At 53.9% G+C, this 17,997-nt stretch carries 16 protein-coding genes; 8 read left to right on the top strand and 8 right to left on the bottom strand.

What is annotated here, in order from left to right:
* Nucleotides 1–60: 60 nt before the first annotated feature.
* Genes ssuB through ssuE form a run of 5 tightly spaced genes read right to left on the bottom strand, consistent with a single transcriptional unit; the run spans nucleotide 61 to nucleotide 4,312 of the window.
* Nucleotides 61–828: an aliphatic sulfonates ABC transporter ATP-binding protein gene (gene ssuB / locus OGY62_RS12555; protein ID WP_115614886.1), complete on the bottom strand. Its 768-nt coding sequence runs from the start codon at nucleotides 826–828 to the stop codon at nucleotides 61–63.
* Nucleotides 825–1,616, bottom strand: coding sequence for an aliphatic sulfonate ABC transporter permease SsuC (gene ssuC / locus OGY62_RS12560; protein ID WP_012132983.1), 792 nt, complete (start codon nucleotides 1,614–1,616; stop codon nucleotides 825–827). Before ssuC ends, ssuB begins: the two co-directional genes overlap by 4 nt.
* Before the next feature lie 11 nt (nucleotides 1,617–1,627).
* Nucleotides 1,628–2,773, bottom strand: a complete 1,146-nt coding sequence (ssuD, locus tag OGY62_RS12565) for an FMNH2-dependent alkanesulfonate monooxygenase (protein WP_012132982.1) — start codon at nucleotides 2,771–2,773, stop codon at nucleotides 1,628–1,630.
* On the bottom strand, nucleotides 2,770–3,744 hold the full coding sequence (locus OGY62_RS12570) for a sulfonate ABC transporter substrate-binding protein (protein WP_012132981.1): 975 nt from the start codon (nucleotides 3,742–3,744) through the stop codon (nucleotides 2,770–2,772). Before OGY62_RS12570 ends, ssuD begins: the two co-directional genes overlap by 4 nt.
* Nucleotides 3,737–4,312 carry an NADPH-dependent FMN reductase gene (ssuE, locus tag OGY62_RS12575; RefSeq protein WP_012132980.1) on the bottom strand — a complete coding sequence of 192 codons (576 nt, stop codon included), beginning with the start codon at nucleotides 4,310–4,312 and terminating at the stop codon, nucleotides 3,737–3,739. Before ssuE ends, OGY62_RS12570 begins: the two co-directional genes overlap by 8 nt.
* 243 nt (nucleotides 4,313–4,555) lie before the next feature.
* On the opposite strand from ssuE, the gene pyrD reads away from it, so the two are divergent.
* Nucleotides 4,556–5,566, top strand: coding sequence for a quinone-dependent dihydroorotate dehydrogenase (gene pyrD / locus OGY62_RS12580; RefSeq protein WP_286460033.1), 1,011 nt, complete (start codon nucleotides 4,556–4,558; stop codon nucleotides 5,564–5,566).
* Between the two features lie 170 nt (nucleotides 5,567–5,736).
* Nucleotides 5,737–6,279: a cell division protein ZapC gene (zapC, locus tag OGY62_RS12585; RefSeq protein ID WP_024130474.1), complete on the top strand. Its 543-nt coding sequence runs from the start codon at nucleotides 5,737–5,739 to the stop codon at nucleotides 6,277–6,279.
* Here zapC and OGY62_RS12590 read toward each other — a convergent pair.
* Nucleotides 6,276–7,385, bottom strand: a complete 1,110-nt coding sequence (locus OGY62_RS12590; RefSeq protein ID WP_286460035.1) for a YcbX family protein — start codon at nucleotides 7,383–7,385, stop codon at nucleotides 6,276–6,278. The two genes, zapC and OGY62_RS12590, sit on opposite strands and share 4 nt — an antisense overlap.
* A gap of 153 nt (nucleotides 7,386–7,538) precedes the next feature.
* Here OGY62_RS12590 and rlmKL point away from each other — a divergent pair, with 153 nt between their 5' ends.
* From rlmKL to rmf, 6 genes are all read left to right on the top strand, one after another.
* Nucleotides 7,539–9,647 carry a bifunctional 23S rRNA (guanine(2069)-N(7))-methyltransferase RlmK/23S rRNA (guanine(2445)-N(2))-methyltransferase RlmL gene (gene rlmKL / locus OGY62_RS12595; protein ID WP_286460037.1) on the top strand — a complete coding sequence of 703 codons (2,109 nt, stop codon included), beginning with the start codon at nucleotides 7,539–7,541 and terminating at the stop codon, nucleotides 9,645–9,647.
* A gap of 12 nt (nucleotides 9,648–9,659) precedes the next feature.
* Complete coding sequence (locus OGY62_RS12600; protein ID WP_024130472.1) at nucleotides 9,660–11,567, top strand: ABC transporter ATP-binding protein; 1,908 nt, start codon at nucleotides 9,660–9,662, stop codon at nucleotides 11,565–11,567.
* A gap of 14 nt (nucleotides 11,568–11,581) precedes the next feature.
* Nucleotides 11,582–12,835, top strand: a complete 1,254-nt coding sequence (gene pqiA, locus OGY62_RS12605) for a membrane integrity-associated transporter subunit PqiA (protein WP_047457723.1) — start codon at nucleotides 11,582–11,584, stop codon at nucleotides 12,833–12,835.
* Nucleotides 12,836–12,839: 4 nt separating this feature from the next.
* Nucleotides 12,840–14,480, top strand: a complete 1,641-nt coding sequence (gene pqiB, locus OGY62_RS12610) for an intermembrane transport protein PqiB (protein WP_047457720.1) — start codon at nucleotides 12,840–12,842, stop codon at nucleotides 14,478–14,480.
* On the top strand, nucleotides 14,477–15,040 hold the full coding sequence (pqiC, locus tag OGY62_RS12615) for a membrane integrity-associated transporter subunit PqiC (protein ID WP_012132972.1): 564 nt from the start codon (nucleotides 14,477–14,479) through the stop codon (nucleotides 15,038–15,040). Before pqiB ends, pqiC begins: the two co-directional genes overlap by 4 nt.
* A gap of 256 nt (nucleotides 15,041–15,296) precedes the next feature.
* Nucleotides 15,297–15,464 carry a ribosome modulation factor gene (gene rmf / locus OGY62_RS12620; RefSeq protein ID WP_012905338.1) on the top strand — a complete coding sequence of 56 codons (168 nt, stop codon included), beginning with the start codon at nucleotides 15,297–15,299 and terminating at the stop codon, nucleotides 15,462–15,464.
* A 142-nt stretch (nucleotides 15,465–15,606) separates the two neighbouring features.
* Here the strand turns inward: rmf and fabA are convergent, their stop codons facing one another.
* Together fabA and OGY62_RS12630 are read right to left on the bottom strand one after the other, a co-directional pair.
* Nucleotides 15,607–16,125: a bifunctional 3-hydroxydecanoyl-ACP dehydratase/trans-2-decenoyl-ACP isomerase gene (gene fabA, locus OGY62_RS12625; RefSeq protein WP_012132970.1), complete on the bottom strand. Its 519-nt coding sequence runs from the start codon at nucleotides 16,123–16,125 to the stop codon at nucleotides 15,607–15,609.
* A gap of 68 nt (nucleotides 16,126–16,193) precedes the next feature.
* Nucleotides 16,194–17,954: an AAA family ATPase gene (locus OGY62_RS12630; protein ID WP_101744357.1), complete on the bottom strand. Its 1,761-nt coding sequence runs from the start codon at nucleotides 17,952–17,954 to the stop codon at nucleotides 16,194–16,196.
* Nucleotides 17,955–17,997: the final 43 nt, after the last annotated feature.

Raw genomic sequence — 17,997 nt, forward strand, 5'->3', positions numbered from 1 at the left:
ATGCGTCCGGCCTACCATTTACGTGTAGGCCGGATAAGCAACAGCGCCATCCGGCATTTTTTAACCGTGCTTGCGTAGCGGAGCCTCATTTTCACCACGTTGCATCACCCGACCCAACACTTCCGCTTCCAGTTCCGCTAAACGTACCGTCCCCAGACGGCGCGGCCTCGCGATATCCACCGTCAAGTCCAGACCAATTTTCCCGTCCTCGATCAACAGAACCCGATCGGCCATCGCCACGGCCTCGCTGACGTCATGCGTGACCAGCAGCACTGTAAAACCGTGCTCTTGCCATAACGAGACGATCAAATCCTGCATTTCCAGCCGGGTCAGGGCATCCAGCGCGCCGAGAGGTTCATCCAGCAGCAGTAATCCCGGCCGGTGGATCAGCGCGCGGGCCAGCGCGACACGTTGTTTCTGCCCGCCGGACAGCGCCGCAGGCCACTCCGTCGCCCGGTTTTCGAGACCGACCGCCGCCAGCGCCTGACGCGCCGCATCCCGCCAGCCGCTTTTCAGACCCAATCCAACATTATCGATCACCGACTTCCACGGCAGCAGACGCGCATCCTGGAACATCATACGCGTGTCGTCCTGGATCTCGGCCAGCGGCGTTGTTCCGGCAAGCAATTCGCCAGCCGTAGGGGATTCCAGACCGGCCAGCAGACGCAGCAGCGTACTTTTCCCGCCACCGCTGCGTCCAACCACCGCCACAAATTGCCCGGCGGGAATATGCAGATCCAACTGGTTCAGCACCGTGTTGTCAGCATATTGTTTGGTTACCGCGTTGAGCAGTAGCGGCGTTCCCTGATTAAGACGAGCGGTATTCATACGGTTGCCTCTTTCGTGTAATAAGCAGGATTCCAGCGCAGCCAGACGCGCTCTAACAGCTGCGCGCTGACGTCGGCGAGTTTACCGAGCAGGGCATACAAAATAATCGCGACCACGACGATGTCCGTTTGCAGGAATTCCCTGGCGTTCATCGCCAGATAGCCGATCCCGGCGTTCGCCGAAATGGTTTCCGCCACAATCAGCGTCAGCCACATCAACCCGAGCGCAAAACGGACGCCAACCATAATAGAGGGCAGGGCGCCGGGGAGGATCACATGCACAAACAGCGGGAAGCCGGATAAGCCATAGCTGCGAGCCATCTCCACCAGACCCCGATCGATATTACGAATCCCATGCCAGGTATTGATATAAATCGGAAACAGCGTTCCCAGCGCTACGAGAAAAATCTTCGCGCTTTCATCAATCCCGAACCATAAAATCACCAGCGGGATCAGCGCCAGGTGCGGCACGTTACGCAGCATTTGTACTGAAGTATCCAGCAGACGTTCTCCCCACCGCGACAAACCGCTGATCAGCCCCAGCGTCAGCCCGATAGAACCGCCAATTGAAAAGCCGATGAAAGCGCGCCACGAACTAATGGCCAGATGCTGCCAGAGTTCGCCGCTGGCGGAGAGTGTCCAGAATGCCGCGATCACCCCTTCGGGAGAGGGGAGTATGCGGGTTGACAACCAGCCCATCGAAGAGGCTATTTGCCAGACCGCCACGATGCCCACCGGTAAAAACCAGGGGGCAACGCGCAATAACCATTTGTTTGTGGGCGTTGCCATTGGCGTACTCCTTAACTCTGCGCGGCTTTACGGGGGATAAATTCATTGGCAACCGCTTCGCCTTGCTGATGCAGAGGCTGCGGTTGCGGAATTTCCGGGATGGCGACGTCCAGATGCGGGAACAGCAGTTCGCCCACGTTGTAGGCTTCTTCCAGATGCGGATAACCGGAGAGCACAAAACTGTCGATACCCAGCGCCGCATACTCATTTATACGTGCGGCGACGGTCGGGCCATCACCCACCAACGCGGTTCCCGCGCCGCCGCGCACCAGCCCGACGCCAGCCCACAAGTTAGGGCTGATCTCCAGTTGATCACGCTTACCGTTATGCAGCGCGGCCATCCGGTGCTGACCGACAGAATCCGTTCTGGCGAATGCGGCTTGCGCTTTGGCGATCGTATCGTCATCCAGGTGAGCAATCAGGCGATCGGCCGCACGCCAGGCCTCTTCATTGGTTTCACGCACAATAACGTGCAGGCGGATGCCGAAACGGATTTTACGCCCGCGAGCCGCTGCTTTGGCGCGTACCTGTTCAATTTTCTCTTTTACCTGCGCAGGCGGTTCGCCCCAGGTGAGATAGAGATCGACCTGCTCAGCGGCGAGATCCTGTGCGACATCCGATGAACCGCCAAAATAGAGCGGTGGATACGGTTGCTGAATGGCAGGGAAGAACAATTTTGCGCCACGAACATGAATATGTTTACCGTTGAAGTCCACCGTCTCGCCTTGCAGCAGACGTCGCCATACCTGTGTAAACTCGGATGAGGCTTCATAGCGTTCGGTGTGGTCAAGGAAGACGCCGTCACCGGCCAGCTCCTGTGGATCGCTACCGGTAACCAGATTAAACAGCGCGCGGCCATTGGAGAGTCTGTCCAGCGTTGCGGCCTGACGGGCGGCAACCGTTGGCGACGTGACGCTTGGGCGCAGGGCGACCAGGAATTTCAGTCGCTGTGTGACCGGAATCATTGAGGCGGCAACCAGCCAGGCGTCTTCGCAGGAACGCCCGGTTGGGATCAATACGCCCGTAAAGCCCAGGCGGTCCGCCGTTTGCGCGATTTGTTGCAGGTAACCGTGATCGACCGGGCGCGAGCCTGCTTCGGTTCCCAGATAATGCCCGTCACCGTGGGTAGGTAAAAACCAGAACATATTCAGGCTCATAATTTTGCTCCTTCTTGTTGAGTGGGCTGCCAGATACGCTGGCGAATATCAATTTTTTTCGGCACCAGACGGTTGTCGTAAAACAGATCGGCGGTTTGCTGCTGCAAGGTAGCGACAGAGGCGCTCACCGGCGTAATGGTGGTTGGCGGGCGATGATCCAGATAGGTGGCAATCACCGGTTCAGGCAATCCCATCGTTTTCGCCAGCAGGGTGATACTTTGTTCACGCTGGCTTATCGTTAACGCATCGGCCTGGCTGAAGGTGTCCAGAACGCCCTGAATGAAGCTGCCGTTCTTTTCGGCATAAGGGCGCGCCGCCAGATAGAACGAACCGGTTTGTTTCAGGTCGGTCCCGTCTTTCAGGACGCGAACGCCACCCTGTAACAGCGCAGCGGAATAGTAAGGATCCCAGATTGCCCACGCATCGACATTCCCCTGCTGGAACGCGGCGCGGGCGTCTGCTGGCGTCAGGTATGTGGCCTGGATATCGGTAAATTTAAGTCCGGCCTGTTGCAGTGCGCGCAACAGCAGATTGTGCGAACTGGAACCTTTCTGGAAGGCGACTTTGTGTCCTTTCAGATCCGCGACGGTTTTAATCGGACTGTTTTCAGGGACGAGAATAACCTCAGCTTTTGGTTTGGGAGGCTCAACGCCAACATAAACCAGGTCCGCCCCGGCAGCCTGCGCAAAAATAGGGGGAATATCGCCGGTACTGCCGAGATCGATACTGCCGACATTCAATGCCTCCAGCATTTGCGGGCCCGCCGGGAACTCAACCCAGGAGATTTTGGTTTGCGGGTAACGCTTCTCCAGCAGTTGGTGGCTTTTCGCCAGCACCATACTGATGCTGCCTTTCTGATAGCCGATGCGCAGTGCGTCAGGCGCTGACTCTGCCGCGTGTGACCAGGCCGAAAGCGAGAGCAATCCGGCCAGCGCCAGCCATTGAGGACGATGTCTGAAAAATTTAAACATGGGCAACGCCTCGTGGTGAATGAATGACGGGAACCGGCACATCGCGGCGGTGCAACGCTTGCCAGAATGTTTCAAGCGCGCTGTCAAGGCGATGTTGTAAATTAGGGGTGAACTGCGGTTTATGCTGGTAATCAATCACCTGGGAATCGTCGGCAAACACGCCGTGCAGGATCTCTTGTGCTTTCAGCGCGCTCAGCACCGGCTTGAGCGCGTAGTCAACGGCCAGTAAATGGGCGACAGTACCGCCGGTTGCCAGCGGTAATACGGCTTTGCCTTCCAGCGCTCGTTCAGGAAGCAGGTCGAGCAACGTTTTTAACGCCCCGGAATAGGCGGCTTTATAAACCGGCGTTGCGACGATCAGCCCGTCTGCATCCTGCAATTGTTCAATAAATGTTTTTAACGCCGGGCTGTCGAAACGCGCATATAGCAAGTCTTCGGGGTCAAAGTTATGCAAATTCCAGTGGCTGACTTCGACGTCCAGACTGTTCAGTTTTTCCCGGGAATATTCCAGTAACGCACTGGAACGAGAGGGAAAGCGTGGGCTTCCCGCCAGAGTGATGACGCGCATAATCTCAATCTCCACTTATAACTAATTATTCTATTTTCATTAACATTGATAACAATTTGTGCAGTCTGACAGAGAGATTTTGTTTACCGAAATGATTTATGCGGGATAGAAAAGTTGGAAATTGAATAAAAAGAAGACAACAAGGAAAACGATTGCTATTTATTGCCGCAAGTCAATTCCCTTTTTGCTGGATATCGCACATAATACGCCCCCGGTCTGCACACCGGGAATCCAGGAGAGTTCATGTACTACCCCTTCGTTCGTAAAGCCCTTTTTCAGCTCGATCCAGAGCGCGCTCATGAATTTACGTTTCAGCAATTACGCCGTGTAACAGGCACGCCGCTGGAAGCGCTTGTCCGACAGAATGTCCCTGCGAAGCCAGTAAGCTGCATGGGGCTGACATTTAAGAATCCGCTCGGCCTTGCTGCGGGTCTGGATAAGGACGGAGAGTGCATCGACGCTCTGGGCGCAATGGGATTCGGATCGATTGAGATCGGAACCGTGACGCCGCGCCCTCAGCCAGGTAACGATAAGCCGCGCCTTTTCCGCCTGGTTGATGCCGAAGGGTTGATCAACCGGATGGGCTTTAATAATTTGGGCGTTGATAACCTGGTAGAGAATGTCAAAAAAGCGCATTTCGACGGTATCCTCGGAATTAATATCGGCAAAAATAAAGATACGCCGGTAGAGAATGGCAAAGATGACTATCTGATTTGTATGGAAAAAATCTATGCATATGCCGGTTATATCGCCATTAATATCTCTTCGCCAAATACCCCTGGGTTACGTACGCTACAATATGGAGAGGCGCTGGATGATTTGCTGACGGCAATTAAAAATAAGCAAAATGATCTCCAGACGATCCACCATAAATATGTTCCGATCGCGGTAAAGATCGCCCCGGATCTTTCTGAGGACGAATTGATCCAGGTGGCCGACAGTTTAGTTCGCCATAATATTGATGGTGTGATTGCGACAAATACGACGCTCGATCGTTCTCTGGTTCAGGGAATGAAAAATTGCGATGAAACGGGTGGTTTAAGCGGTCGACCATTACAGTTAAAAAGTACAGAAATTATTCGCCGACTGTCCCAGGAATTGAAAGGACAGTTACCGATTATTGGCGTCGGCGGGATAGATTCTGTCATCGCGGCGCGTGAGAAGATGGCTGCTGGCGCTACGCTGGTACAAATTTATTCCGGCTTTATTTTTAAAGGTCCGCAACTGATTAAAGAAATCGTTACCCATATTTGATTCTTTTCTCTCATTATCAGACAACCAGGGCTTTATTTCCGGCCCTGGTTGTTTTATATTCCTTCATTGTTGCTTATTTAAACATTTTAGGCTTTGCTTATTAAGGTAATAAACGAAGCGGTGAAAAAGGACATTTTTGCAACAGGGTGATGGAAACGGGAGAGAGTACAATGCGAATTAAACCTGACGATAACTGGCGCTGGTATTATGATGAAGAGCATGACCGAATGATGCTCGATTTAGCCAATGGCATGTTATTTCGCTCGCGCTTTGCTCGCAAAATGCTCACGCCGGATGCATTTTCGCCGTCTGGTTTTTGTGTCGATGATGCCGCGCTCTATTTCTCTTTTGAAGAAAAATGTCGCGACCTCGAATTATCGAAAGAACAAAAAGCGGAACTGGTGCTCAATGCGCTGGTGGCGATCCGTTATCTGAAACCACAGATGCCAAAAAGCTGGCATTTTGTCGCACACGGCGAGATCTGGACGCCAACGGTGGGTGATGCCGCCTGCGTGTGGCTTAGCGACACCGAAGAGCAGGTGAATTTACTGGTGGTTGAGCCGGGTGAAAACGCGGCGCTGTGCCTGCTGGCCCAGCCCGGTGTCGTCGTGGCTGGACGCACTATGCAGCTTGGCGATGCGATTAAGATCATGAACGACAGACTGAAGCCGCAACAGCGACTCGCCAGCTTCAGCCTTGAACAAGCGGTTTAATTTCCCAGCCTGAGCGCGGTTTTTGGCACGCAGCTACAGCTAAGAATCGTTCCGTCATCGTTAATCGCTGATTTTTTCAGCGGACTCACTTCGCCTTCCAGCAGCGTTATCCGGCAACTGCCGCAGATCCCGGCCCGACATGAATAAGGGATGCGGATACCCTGATTCTCCAGTTGTTCAAGCAGCACCTGTTGGTTATTCCCACGAAAGGTTTGCCCCTGCCAGTCGATAGTGACTGTTGTATCAGGCTGTTTTTCCGGCGCCACCGCATCATCAGAATTTGCGGCGCCATAAGGTTTGGCGGGGGCGGTTGCGAGAATGTCAACCTCATCGCCTACGCGAATGACGCCGCTGTTACGCGCAATCAGGTTCTGCCCGAAATCAACATCGCCGTTGTCCTGCGCCGTGCGAAAGGTTTGCAAGGTTGCCAGCGGCTCACCCGTTGGGTGCTTTTGCCCTTTCTCAGGGCTGACGGTGGTGAAAATACAACGGCTGCACGGTTTTGCGACATCAAAGATGACGTCGCCGATACGAATGACTTTCCAGGTGTCTTCTTCCCAGGGCGCCGCGCCGGAAACGACCAGATTGGGGCGAAACTGTTCTATTTTCACGCCAGCCGGGCAACGCTGCTGTAAGTCGCGCAGTGAGGCCTCGTTGGCCAGCAGAAAGGGATAACCATCGGCAAATGACAACGGCACATCGTCGCGGCGTTTGACTCTGCGCGTAAGTTGGGAGCCGACCCAGCGTAATTGCACGTCACGGGAAAAGAATCCGCTTAACCACTGATTTATCGCGTCCGGGGCGATACGGGCAGTAAAATGGTTTCCCCAGACTTCGGTTGGCGCATCCTGCGCGGCGAAATCAGCAAAGCGTACCACCACGCTGCTGCCATCCGGGGCGCTAAGATGTAATCCGTCGTGTAGCGGAGAAGGCGTAAAGCGCACCATTTGCGGAAACTGGCGGGCGGTAATAAAGGTGCCATCAGGTTCAGTAACCATAAAGATACGATCGAAAGCCAGGCCACTGATGTCTGCCAGCGCATGCGTCAGGCCGATGCCGCGCATCGATTTGACCGGATGAATAAAAAGCCGGGTTAACGTCACCACTGTACAGCCCTCGAACGAAAATAAGCTTTCAATCTTATGACATGAGCGCCAGATTAGCTATATAAGCCCCATCCTTCACGCTTGTCGCTGCGAGGCAACGCGAAAGATTTTGTGTATAATGCGCAGCAATTTTCTTAGAGTAAAAGTGACAATATGAATTCTCTGTTTGCCAGTACGGCCCGCGGGCTGGAAGAGCTGTTAAAAACTGAACTTGAAAACCTGGGCGCTGCGGATTGCCAGGTGGTTCAGGGTGGTGTCCATTTTCAGGGCGACACGCGGCTTGTGTACCAGAGTTTAATGTGGAGCCGCCTGGCCTCGCGCATTATGCTGCCGATGGGAGAGTGCAAGGTCTACAGCGATTTAGACCTGTACCTCGGCGTGCAGGCAATCAACTGGACAGAGATTTTTAATCCAGATGCCACCTTTGCCGTGCATTTTAGTGGGCTGAACGACACCATTCGCAACAGCCAGTATGGTGCGATGAAAGTAAAGGATGCGATTGTTGATGCGTTCACGCGTAAAAACCTGCCGCGTCCTAATGTCGATCGTGAATCTCCAGATATTCGCGTTAACGTCTGGCTGAACAAAGACACTGCCAGCATTGCCCTCGATCTGAGCGGCGATGGCCTGCACCTGCGCGGCTATCGCGATCGTACCGGTCTGGCGCCAATTAAAGAGACGCTGGCGGCGGCCATCGTGATGCGTTCCGGCTGGCAGCCGGGAACGCCGCTGCTCGACCCGATGTGTGGTTCCGGTACGCTGCTGATCGAGGCCGCAATGTGGGCGACCGATCGCGCGCCGGGTCTGCATCGTGGTCACTGGGGCTTTAGCGGCTGGGCGCAGCATGATGAGGCTATCTGGCAGGAAGTCAAAGCAGAAGCGCAAACCCGCGCCCGTAAAGGGCTTGCGGAATATAGCTCGCATTTTTATGGTTCTGACAGCGATGCCCGCGTGATTGAACGTGCGCGCAGCAACGCCCGTCGCGCAGGCATCGGTGAGTTGATTACCTTCGAGATAAAAGATGTCGCCCAACTGAGCAACCCGCTGCCGAAAGGGCCGTACGGTACGGTAATCAGCAACCCGCCGTATGGTGAGCGTCTGGACAGCGAACCGGCGCTGATTGCGCTGCACAGCCTGCTGGGGCGCACCATGAAAAATCAGTTCGGCGGCTGGAGCCTGTCGTTGTTCAGCGCCTCGCCGGATCTGCTGAACTGCCTGCAACTGCGCGCGGATAAGCAATTCAAGGCCAAAAACGGCCCGCTGGACTGCGTGCAGAAAAACTATCATCTGGCGGAAAAAACGCCAGACAGCAAGCCTGCGACGGTGGCGGAAGATTACGCCAACCGCCTGCGCAAAAATATTAAGAAGCTGGAGAAATGGGCGCGCCAGGAAGGGATCGAATGCTATCGCCTGTATGATGCCGATCTGCCGGAATACAATGTGGCGGTCGATCGCTACGGCGAGTGGGTGGTGATTCAGGAATATGCGCCGCCGAAAACGGTTGATGCGCAGAAAGCGCGTCAGCGTCTGTTCGACATCATCGCCGCCACGCTGTTGGTACTGGAGATGGCGCCGAATAAACTGGTGTTAAAAACCCGTGAGCGCCAGAAAGGCAAAAGCCAGTATCAAAAGATGAACGAGAAAGGTGAGTTCATTGAAGTCAGCGAATATAACGCGCGTTTATGGGTTAACCTGACCGACTATCTTGATACCGGTCTGTTCCTCGATCACCGTATTGCGCGCCGGATGCTGGGTCAGATGAGCAAAGGCAAAGATTTCCTTAACCTGTTCTCCTATACCGGCAGCGCCAGCGTACATGCGGGGCTGGGCGGCGCACGTAGCACCACTACGGTGGACATGTCGCGTACCTATCTGGAGTGGGCTGAACGCAACCTGCGTCTGAACGGGCTGAGCGGCCGTGCGCACCGCCTGATTCAGGCCGACTGCCTGGGCTGGCTGCGTGAGGCGAATGAACAGTTCGATCTGATTTTTATCGATCCGCCGACGTTCTCCAACTCAAAACGGATGGACGAGTCGTTTGATGTGCAGCGCGATCACCTGGTGTTAATGAAAGATCTGAAACGTCTGCTGCGCAAAGGCGGCACGATCATGTTCTCCAACAACAAACGCGGATTCCGTATGGATCTGGACGGCCTGGCGGCGCTGGGACTGAAAGCACAAGAAATTACGCAAAAAACGCTTTCTCAGGACTTTGCCCGTAATCGTCAGATCCACAACTGCTGGCTGATTACCGCAGCCTGAAAGGAAAAGTAAATGTCATTAATCAGTATGCATGGCGCATGGCTGTCGTTTAGCGACGCGCCGCTTCTCGATAACGCAGAGCTGCATATCGAGGATAACGAACGCGTGTGCCTGGTGGGCCGTAATGGCGCCGGGAAGTCAACGCTGATGAAGATCCTCAACCGCGAACAGGGACTGGATGACGGACGCATCATTTACGAGCAGGATCTGATCGTCGCGCGTCTGCAACAGGATCCGCCGCGTAATGTCGAAGGCAGCGTTTATGATTTTGTTGCGGAAGGGATCGAGGAGCAGGCTGAATACCTGAAACGTTACCACGATATTTCCCGTCTGGTGATGACCGACCCCAGCGATAAAAATCTCAATGAGATGGCGCGAGTGCAGGAACAGCTCGACCACCACAACCTGTGGCAACTGGAAAACCGTATTAATGAAGTGCTGGCGCAGCTTGGGCTCGATCCTAACGCGGCGCTCTCTTCGCTTTCCGGCGGCTGGCTGCGTAAAGCGGCGCTGGGCAGGGCGTTGGTCAGCAACCCTCGCGTATTGTTGCTGGATGAGCCGACCAACCACCTGGATATTGAAACGATCGACTGGCTGGAAACGTTCCTGAAATCTTTCAACGGGACGATTATTTTCATTTCCCACGACCGTTCGTTTATCCGCAATATGGCTACCCGCATCGTCGATCTCGATCGCGGCAAACTGGTTTCTTATCCGGGAGATTACGATCAGTATCTGCTGGAGAAAGAAGAAGCCCTGCGCGTGGAAGAGTTACAGAATGCCGAGTTTGATCGCAAACTGGCGCAGGAAGAAGTCTGGATCCGCCAGGGTATTAAAGCGCGCCGTACCCGCAATGAAGGTCGCGTACGCGCCCTGAAAGCGATGCGCCGCGAGCGCAGCGAACGCCGTGAAGTGATGGGGACGGCGAAGATGCAGGTCGAAGAAGCGGCCCGCTCCGGCAAGATTGTTTTCGAGATGGAAAACGTCAGCTATCAGGTTGACGGCAAGCAGCTGGTAAACGATTTCTCCGCGCAGGTGCAGCGTGCCGACAAGATTGCTTTAATTGGCCCTAACGGCTGCGGGAAAACCACGTTGCTGAAACTGATGCTGGGCCAGCTTCAGGCAGACAGCGGACGTATTCATGTCGGCACGAAGCTGGAAGTGGCTTATTTCGATCAGCATCGCGCGGAACTGGATCCCGATAAAACCGTGATGGATAACCTTGCTGAAGGTAAGCAAGAGGTGCTGGTTAACGGTAAGCCGCGTCATGTGCTGGGCTATCTTCAGGACTTCCTGTTCCATCCTAAGCGCGCCATGACGCCGGTTCGCGCCCTGTCTGGCGGAGAACGTAACCGTCTCTTACTGGCTCGTTTGTTCCTGAAACCCAGCAATTTGCTGATTCTCGATGAACCGACCAACGATCTGGACGTTGAAACGCTGGAACTGCTGGAAGAGTTGATTGACGGCTATCAGGGAACTGTCCTGCTGGTGAGCCATGACCGTCAGTTTGTGGATAACACCGTGACCGAGTGCTGGATCTTCGAAGGCGGCGGTAAGATTGGTCGCTATGTCGGCGGATATCATGATGCGCGTGGTCAGCAGGAACAGCATCTGGCGTTTAAACAACCCGTCGTCAAGAAAACTGAGGAAGTGGTTGCCCCGAAAGCAGAAATTGTAAAGCGCGGCAGTAACAAACTAAGCTATAAACTGCAACGCGAACTGGAACAGCTCCCCCAATTACTGGAAGAGCTGGAGGCCAAACTGGAAGCGTTGCAGGCGCAGGTGGCGGATGCCGCCTTTTTCAGCCAACCGCATGATCATACGCAAAAAGTTCTGGCCGATTTGAGTCACGCAGAGCAGGAACTTGAACAAGCCTTTGAGCGCTGGGAGTATCTTGAAGCCTTGAAGAATGGCGCATAATTAAAGGAGCGCATATGTGCGAACATCATCATGCTGCGAAGCACATTTTATGCTCGCAATGTGACATGCTGGTGGCGTTGCCCCACCTTGAGCATGGGCAGAAAGCGGCATGTCCAAGATGTGGCACAACGCTGACGACCGAGTGGGACGCGCCAAGGCAGCGTCCTACCGCCTATTCGTTAGTGGCGTTGTTTATGCTGCTGCTTTCCAATCTTTTCCCTTTCGTAAATATGAACGTCGCGGGTGTGAGGAGCGAAGTTACGCTGCTTGAAATCCCCGGCGTCATGTTTTCGGAAAATTACGCCAGCCTTGGCACCTTCTTTTTGCTGTTTGTCCAGCTGGTTCCGGCTTTTTGTCTGGTAACGATATTATTGCTTGTGAATCGCGTCGAATTGCCGCTACGTGTGAAAAAGGTTCTGGCGCGCGTGCTGTTCCAGCTAAAAACCTGGGGAATGGCGGAGATCTTCCTCGCAGGCGTGCTGGTCAGTTTTGTTAAGCTGATGGCTTACGGGGATATCGGGGTTGGAAGCAGTTTTATTCCGTGGTGCTTCTTCTGCATCCTGCAATTGCGCGCGTTTCAGTGCGTCGATCGCCGTTGGTTATGGGACGATATTACGCCGATGCCTGTGCTGGCGCAGCCGCTGAAACCTGGCGTTACTGGCATTCGCCAGGGATTGCGTTCCTGTTCCTGCTGTACGGCCATTCTCCCGGAGAATGAATTAGTGTGTCCGCGCTGTCATGCAAAGGGTCATGTGCGACGCAAAAACAGCCTGCAATGGACGCTGGCCCTGTTATTTACGTCGATCATGCTTTATCTGCCTGCGAATATCATGCCGATCATGATCACCGATTTATTGGGATCGAAGATGCCTTCTACGATCCTCGCCGGGGTCGTTTTGCTCTGGAGTGAAGGGTCTTATCCGGTGGCGGCGGTTATTTTTATTGCCAGTATTATGGTGCCAACGCTAAAAATGATTGCGATTGCCTGGCTGTGCTGGGATGCGAAAGGGCATGGCACACGTGACAGTGAAAGAATGCACCTGATTTATGAGGTGGTGGAATTTGTTGGTCGTTGGTCAATGATTGATGTGTTTGTAATTGCCGTACTCTCTGCGCTGGTGCGCATGGGGGGGTTAATGAATATTTATCCAGCGATGGGTGCATTGATGTTTGCTTTAGTCGTCATTATGACAATGTTTTCTGCGATGACCTTTGATCCGCGTCTGTCGTGGGATCGTGAACCTGAACCAGGCCATGAGGAGTCCTGACAGTATGGAATCTAAAAATGGGGAAGCCAAAGTGCAGAAGGTAAAAAACTGGTCTCCCGTGTGGATATTCCCTATCGTCACTGCGCTGATTGGGGCATGGGTGCTGTTTTATCACTACAGCCATCAGGGGCCTGAAGTCACCTTGATCACCACGAATGCCGAAGGTATTGAAGGCGGTAAGACCACCATCAAGAGCCGTAGCGTGGATGTGGGGGTGGTGGAAAGCGCGACGCTGACCGACGATCTTACGCATGTAGAGATCAAAGCCAGACTGCATTCCGGCATGGAAAAACTGCTGCACAAAGATTCGGTCTTTTGGGTGGTGAAACCGCAGGTCGGGCGTGAAGGGATCAGCGGCTTAGGCACGTTGCTGTCCGGGGCTTATATTGAGTTGCAGCCGGGGACGAAAGGTAACAGGCTGGAGGATTACCAGTTGCTGGATTCCCCACCTCTGGCGCCGCCAGATGCGAAAGGTATCCGCGTTATTCTTGACAGCAAAAAAGCCGGGCAGCTCAGTCCGGGCGATCCGGTGCTTTTCCGCGGCTACCGCGTTGGCTCGGTTGAAACCAGCACCTTCGATCCGCAAAAACGCTCCATCAGCTATCAACTCTTCATTAATGCGCCAAACGATCGCCTGGTGACCAGCAACGTCCGTTTCTGGAAGGACAGCGGTATCGCGGTGGATCTGACTTCTGCCGGTATGCGGGTTGAAATGGGATCGCTCAGCACGCTGTTTGGCGGTGGCGTGAGCTTTGACGTGCCGGAAGGGCTTGAACTGGGGCAGCCGGTTGCGGAAAAAACCGCTTTCAGCCTGTATGACGATCAGCGAAGCATTCAGGATTCGCTGTATACCGACCACATCGACTATCTGATGTTCTTCAAAGATTCGATTCGCGGCCTGCAACCGGGCGCACCGCTGGAGTTCCGCGGGATTCGTCTGGGGACGGTCAGCAAAGTGCCTTTCTTTGCGCCGAATATGCGTCAGGTATTTAACACTGATTACCGTATTCCGGTGCTGGTACGCATTGAGCCGGAACGCCTGAAAGCACAATTGGGTGAAGAGACGGATGTCGGCGCGCATCTGGCCGAACTGCTCAAACGTGGCCTGCGCGGTTCACTGAAAACGGGCAATCTGGTGACTGGCGCGTTGTATGTTGATCTGGACTTCTATCCGAAAGAGCCGCCAATTACGGGCATTCATGAGTTCAACGGTTATCAGATCATCCCGACGGTAAGCGGCGGTCTGGCGCAAATCCAGCAGCGTCTGATGGAAGCGCTGGATAAAATTAATAACCTGCCGCTGAACCCGATGATTCAACAGGCGACCAATACGCTGTCGGAAAGCCAGCGGACGATGAAGCATCTGCAAACCACGCTGGATAATATGAACAAGATTACCTCCAGCCAGTCGATGCAGCAGCTCCCGGCGGATATGCAGAACACCTTGCGCGAACTGAACCGCAGCATGCAGGGCTTCCAGCCTGGCTCCGCGGCGTATAACAAGATGGTGGCGGATATGCAGCGTCTTGATCAGGTTCTCCGCGAACTGCAACCGGTATTGAAAACGCTGAACGAAAAGAGCAACGCGCTGGTATTTGAAGCGAAGGACAAGAAAGATCCAGAGCCGAAGAGGGCGAAACAATGAAAAAGTGGCTAGTGGTGATGATGGCGTTCTGGTTAACGTCATGTAGTAGTAGCGGAGAAAACAAGAGCTACTACCAGCTACCCGTCGCGCAAGGGGGCGTACAGAGTACGGCAAGCCAGGGAAACCGCTTATTGTGGGTGGAACAGGTTTCGGTGCCGGACTACCTGGCGGGCAACGGCGTGGTGTATCAAACCAGTGATGTGCAGTACGTGATTGCGAGTAACAATCTTTGGGCCAGCCCGCTGGACCAGCAGTTGCGCAATACGCTGGTGGCGAATCTGAGCGCTCAGCTTCCGGGCTGGGTGGTTGCCTCACAGCCGCTGGGCAGCGTGCAGGATACGCTTAACGTGACGGTGACGGGATTTCATGGCCGTTATGATGGCAAAGTTATCGTAAGCGGGGAGTGGCTACTGAACCATCAGGGGCAGTTGATTAAGCGCCCATTCCACATCGAAACCGCGCAGCAGCAGGACGGGTATGACGAAATGGTCAAGGTGCTGGCAGCCGCCTGGAATCAGGAAGCCGCCGCTATCGCTCAGGCGCTGAAGCAAATACCATAAGTTAAAAATATTGTAAATTTAACCGCTTTCGGCACGTCGCCGGGGGCGGTTTTTTTGTTTTTCTGCCCGGTGAAAATAGCTGTTCTGGCTCACAATTTTTGTACAAATGATTTATTGAGTAGCTCACAAATATGACAATGGCGTGAATTTTGCGCATTGACGGGACAACTTTTTCGCGGTATTCGTTTACTGTGATTGCACATTTCGTAATCACTGTTTTCTTTTCCACCAGACATGAAGATGAGGGAAACGAGGCATGAAGAGACAAAAACGAGATCGCCTGGAACGGGCACATCAACGTGGATATCAGGCCGGCATTGCCGGACGCTCAAAAGAAATGTGTCCCTATCAGACGCTGAATCAGAGGTCGCACTGGCTGGGAGGTTGGCGAGAAGCCATGGCGGACAGGGTAGTAATGGCCTGATTCTGTCTCTTTAGAAAAAAGAAACCTCCGCAGTGCGGAGGTTTCGCCTTTTTACAGGCAGGTCAGATAACGTGGTTATGCTGCCATCCGGCAATAACGCCGCGCTTATGGCAACGCTTATCAGACCTGGAGATGTCCGCGATCAGAACGCTGACGTGTCCTGGAACAGACCTACTTTCAGGTCGTTGGCGGTGTAGATCAGACGGCCATCAACCAGAACTTCGCCATCCGCCAGACCCATGATCAGACGACGGTTAACGATACGTTTGAAGTGAATACGGTAGGTCACTTTCTTCGCGCTTGGCAGAACCTGACCGGTAAATTTCACTTCACCTACGCCCAGCGCACGGCCTTTACCTTCGCCGCCCAGCCAGCCGAGATAGAATCCAACCAACTGCCACATTGCGTCCAGACCCAGGCAGCCCGGCATAACCGGATCGCCGATAAAGTGGCATCCGAAGAACCAGAGATCTGGATTGATATCCAGCTCAGCTTCAACATAACCTTTGTCGAAGTTACCGCCAGTCTCTGTCATTTTGATGACACGGTCCATCATCAGCATGTTTGGTGCCGGCAGTTGTGGGCCTTTAGCGCCAAACAGTTCACCGCGACCAGAGGCAAGAAGGTCTTCTTTTGTATAGGATTCGCGTTTATCTACCATGTTCTCTGTAAGCCTTATTTTATTGAAGCACGCAGGATAGCTAACACGTGTACGCTGAACAAGTCCGATCAGTTCGGTATAAACCAGTTTAGCCAACGTAGCGGCCAGGGAAAACGATGACGTCCTTCCTGTTGTGTAGCCTGGGCAATACGTTCCTGGATGGTCTGCATCAATGTTGTCTGACCTTCGCCATCCCACACCAGATTAAGCAGAAGCGGCAGTGCGTCTGTTACGTCGTCTACTGCCCAGATGCTGAATTTCTCTTCTTCCACGGCCTGCAACAGCGCAGGCTGGAGGCTGAGGTGTCTTACGTTAGCTGCCGGAATAATAACGCCTTGTTTACCCGTCAGTTCACGCTGCTGACAAATTGTGAAAAAGCCTTCAATTTTTTCGTTCAGGCCGCCAACAGGCTGGGCGCGTCCAAATTGATCGACGGAACCGGTAATCGCGATATTTTGATTTACCGGCACATTGGACAGAGCGCTGATCAATGCACACAGTTCTGCCATTGAGGCGCTGTCGCCATCCACTTCACTATAGGACTGTTCAAAGGTCAGCGAGGCGGAGAACGGGATTTGCTGTTCAAGCTGTAGTTCCGACATCAGGAAAGCCTGCATGATCATCATCCCCTTGGCATGAATGTTACCGCCAAGCTCGGCTTTTCGCTCGATGTCCGTGAATTCACCGTCGCCAATATGAACGACGCAGCTGATACGTGAAGGCTCGCCAAACGCGCGCGGATGGCCGGGAAATTCAATGACGGAAAGGGCGTTAATCTGACCAATGCGCTCGCCTTCCGTTTCAATCAGGATCTGCTCTTGCAGGATTTCGTCCTGCATGCGCTCCGCAAGATAGCCTTCACGCCATTCGCGTTGGGCAAGCATCAGGGCGAGCTGTTCGGCGCTGCATGTCCCGTCCTGGCACAACGGCGCAGCTTCTCTGAACTGGCGGGAGATCCATAGCGGACACAGTGGAAGCGTGTCCTGTTCTCCCGTGTAGCGAACGGCTTCGCGTACCAGCACTTGCCAGGCATCAGGCGTTGGCGCTGGCAGATTATTGCGTTTAAGCGTGTGCTGAACCCACTGACACCACTGGGTCATGGTTTCGGCATCCACTATTTGCAGATTATCTTCAAATTCGCTGTAAATCGCCTGTTCAGCCAGTTCCGGCTCCATTTCCTGGAAGTCGGCTAACGATTCGCGTTCGCCGACCAACACGACTTTCAGCTTGAGCGGCATAGACGGCACAGAGACCGGCAACGGACGCGACTCGTCAAACGCGACCCAGTCGAATCGGTTATGGCTGACAATCGCCTTCAGACGCATCCACAGCAACGGCTGCGCCAGAAGGGTGCGTAAGGAGATCACCAGAACGCCGCCGTTAGCCTGATGCACCAGACCCGGTTGCAGCGTAATTTCGCCGTTAAACTGGCGCAGACAGCCAAACAGCTGTTCGGCTTCAACCCAGTCAGCGCTGACAACCTGCGCCGACGTGGCAAAATTGTCTTCTGCTTTTTCTGCTGCGCGATAACGGATGGTATGGCCCGAAATTTCGTAATGGCCCCCGGTCAGCTGACCGGCATCGGCTTGCAACGTTCTGGCCGCATCAGAAAGGAGAGTGAGATACTCGGGCTCTTCCGGCGCTTTCGCCAGCATAAAAGAGGACGACGCCCAGGGCTGGAGAAGTTGTTCCAGCGCAAATTGCAGTCGCGGTTGAATATCGCTGAGTAGGGTGGCGCTTTCGTCAGTAAAGTGTGGCTGTGCAAATATTTCCTGATAACTGTCGGTATCAGGAACCAGATCACGCCATGCAAGTTTCGTAATGGTCAAAGTTGAGGTTTTTTAGTCTGTTGTAAAAAACGCGATTATACCG

The organism is Citrobacter sp. CK198 (assembly GCF_030333295.1).
GTDB lineage: Bacteria > Pseudomonadota > Gammaproteobacteria > Enterobacterales > Enterobacteriaceae > Citrobacter_B > Citrobacter_B koseri.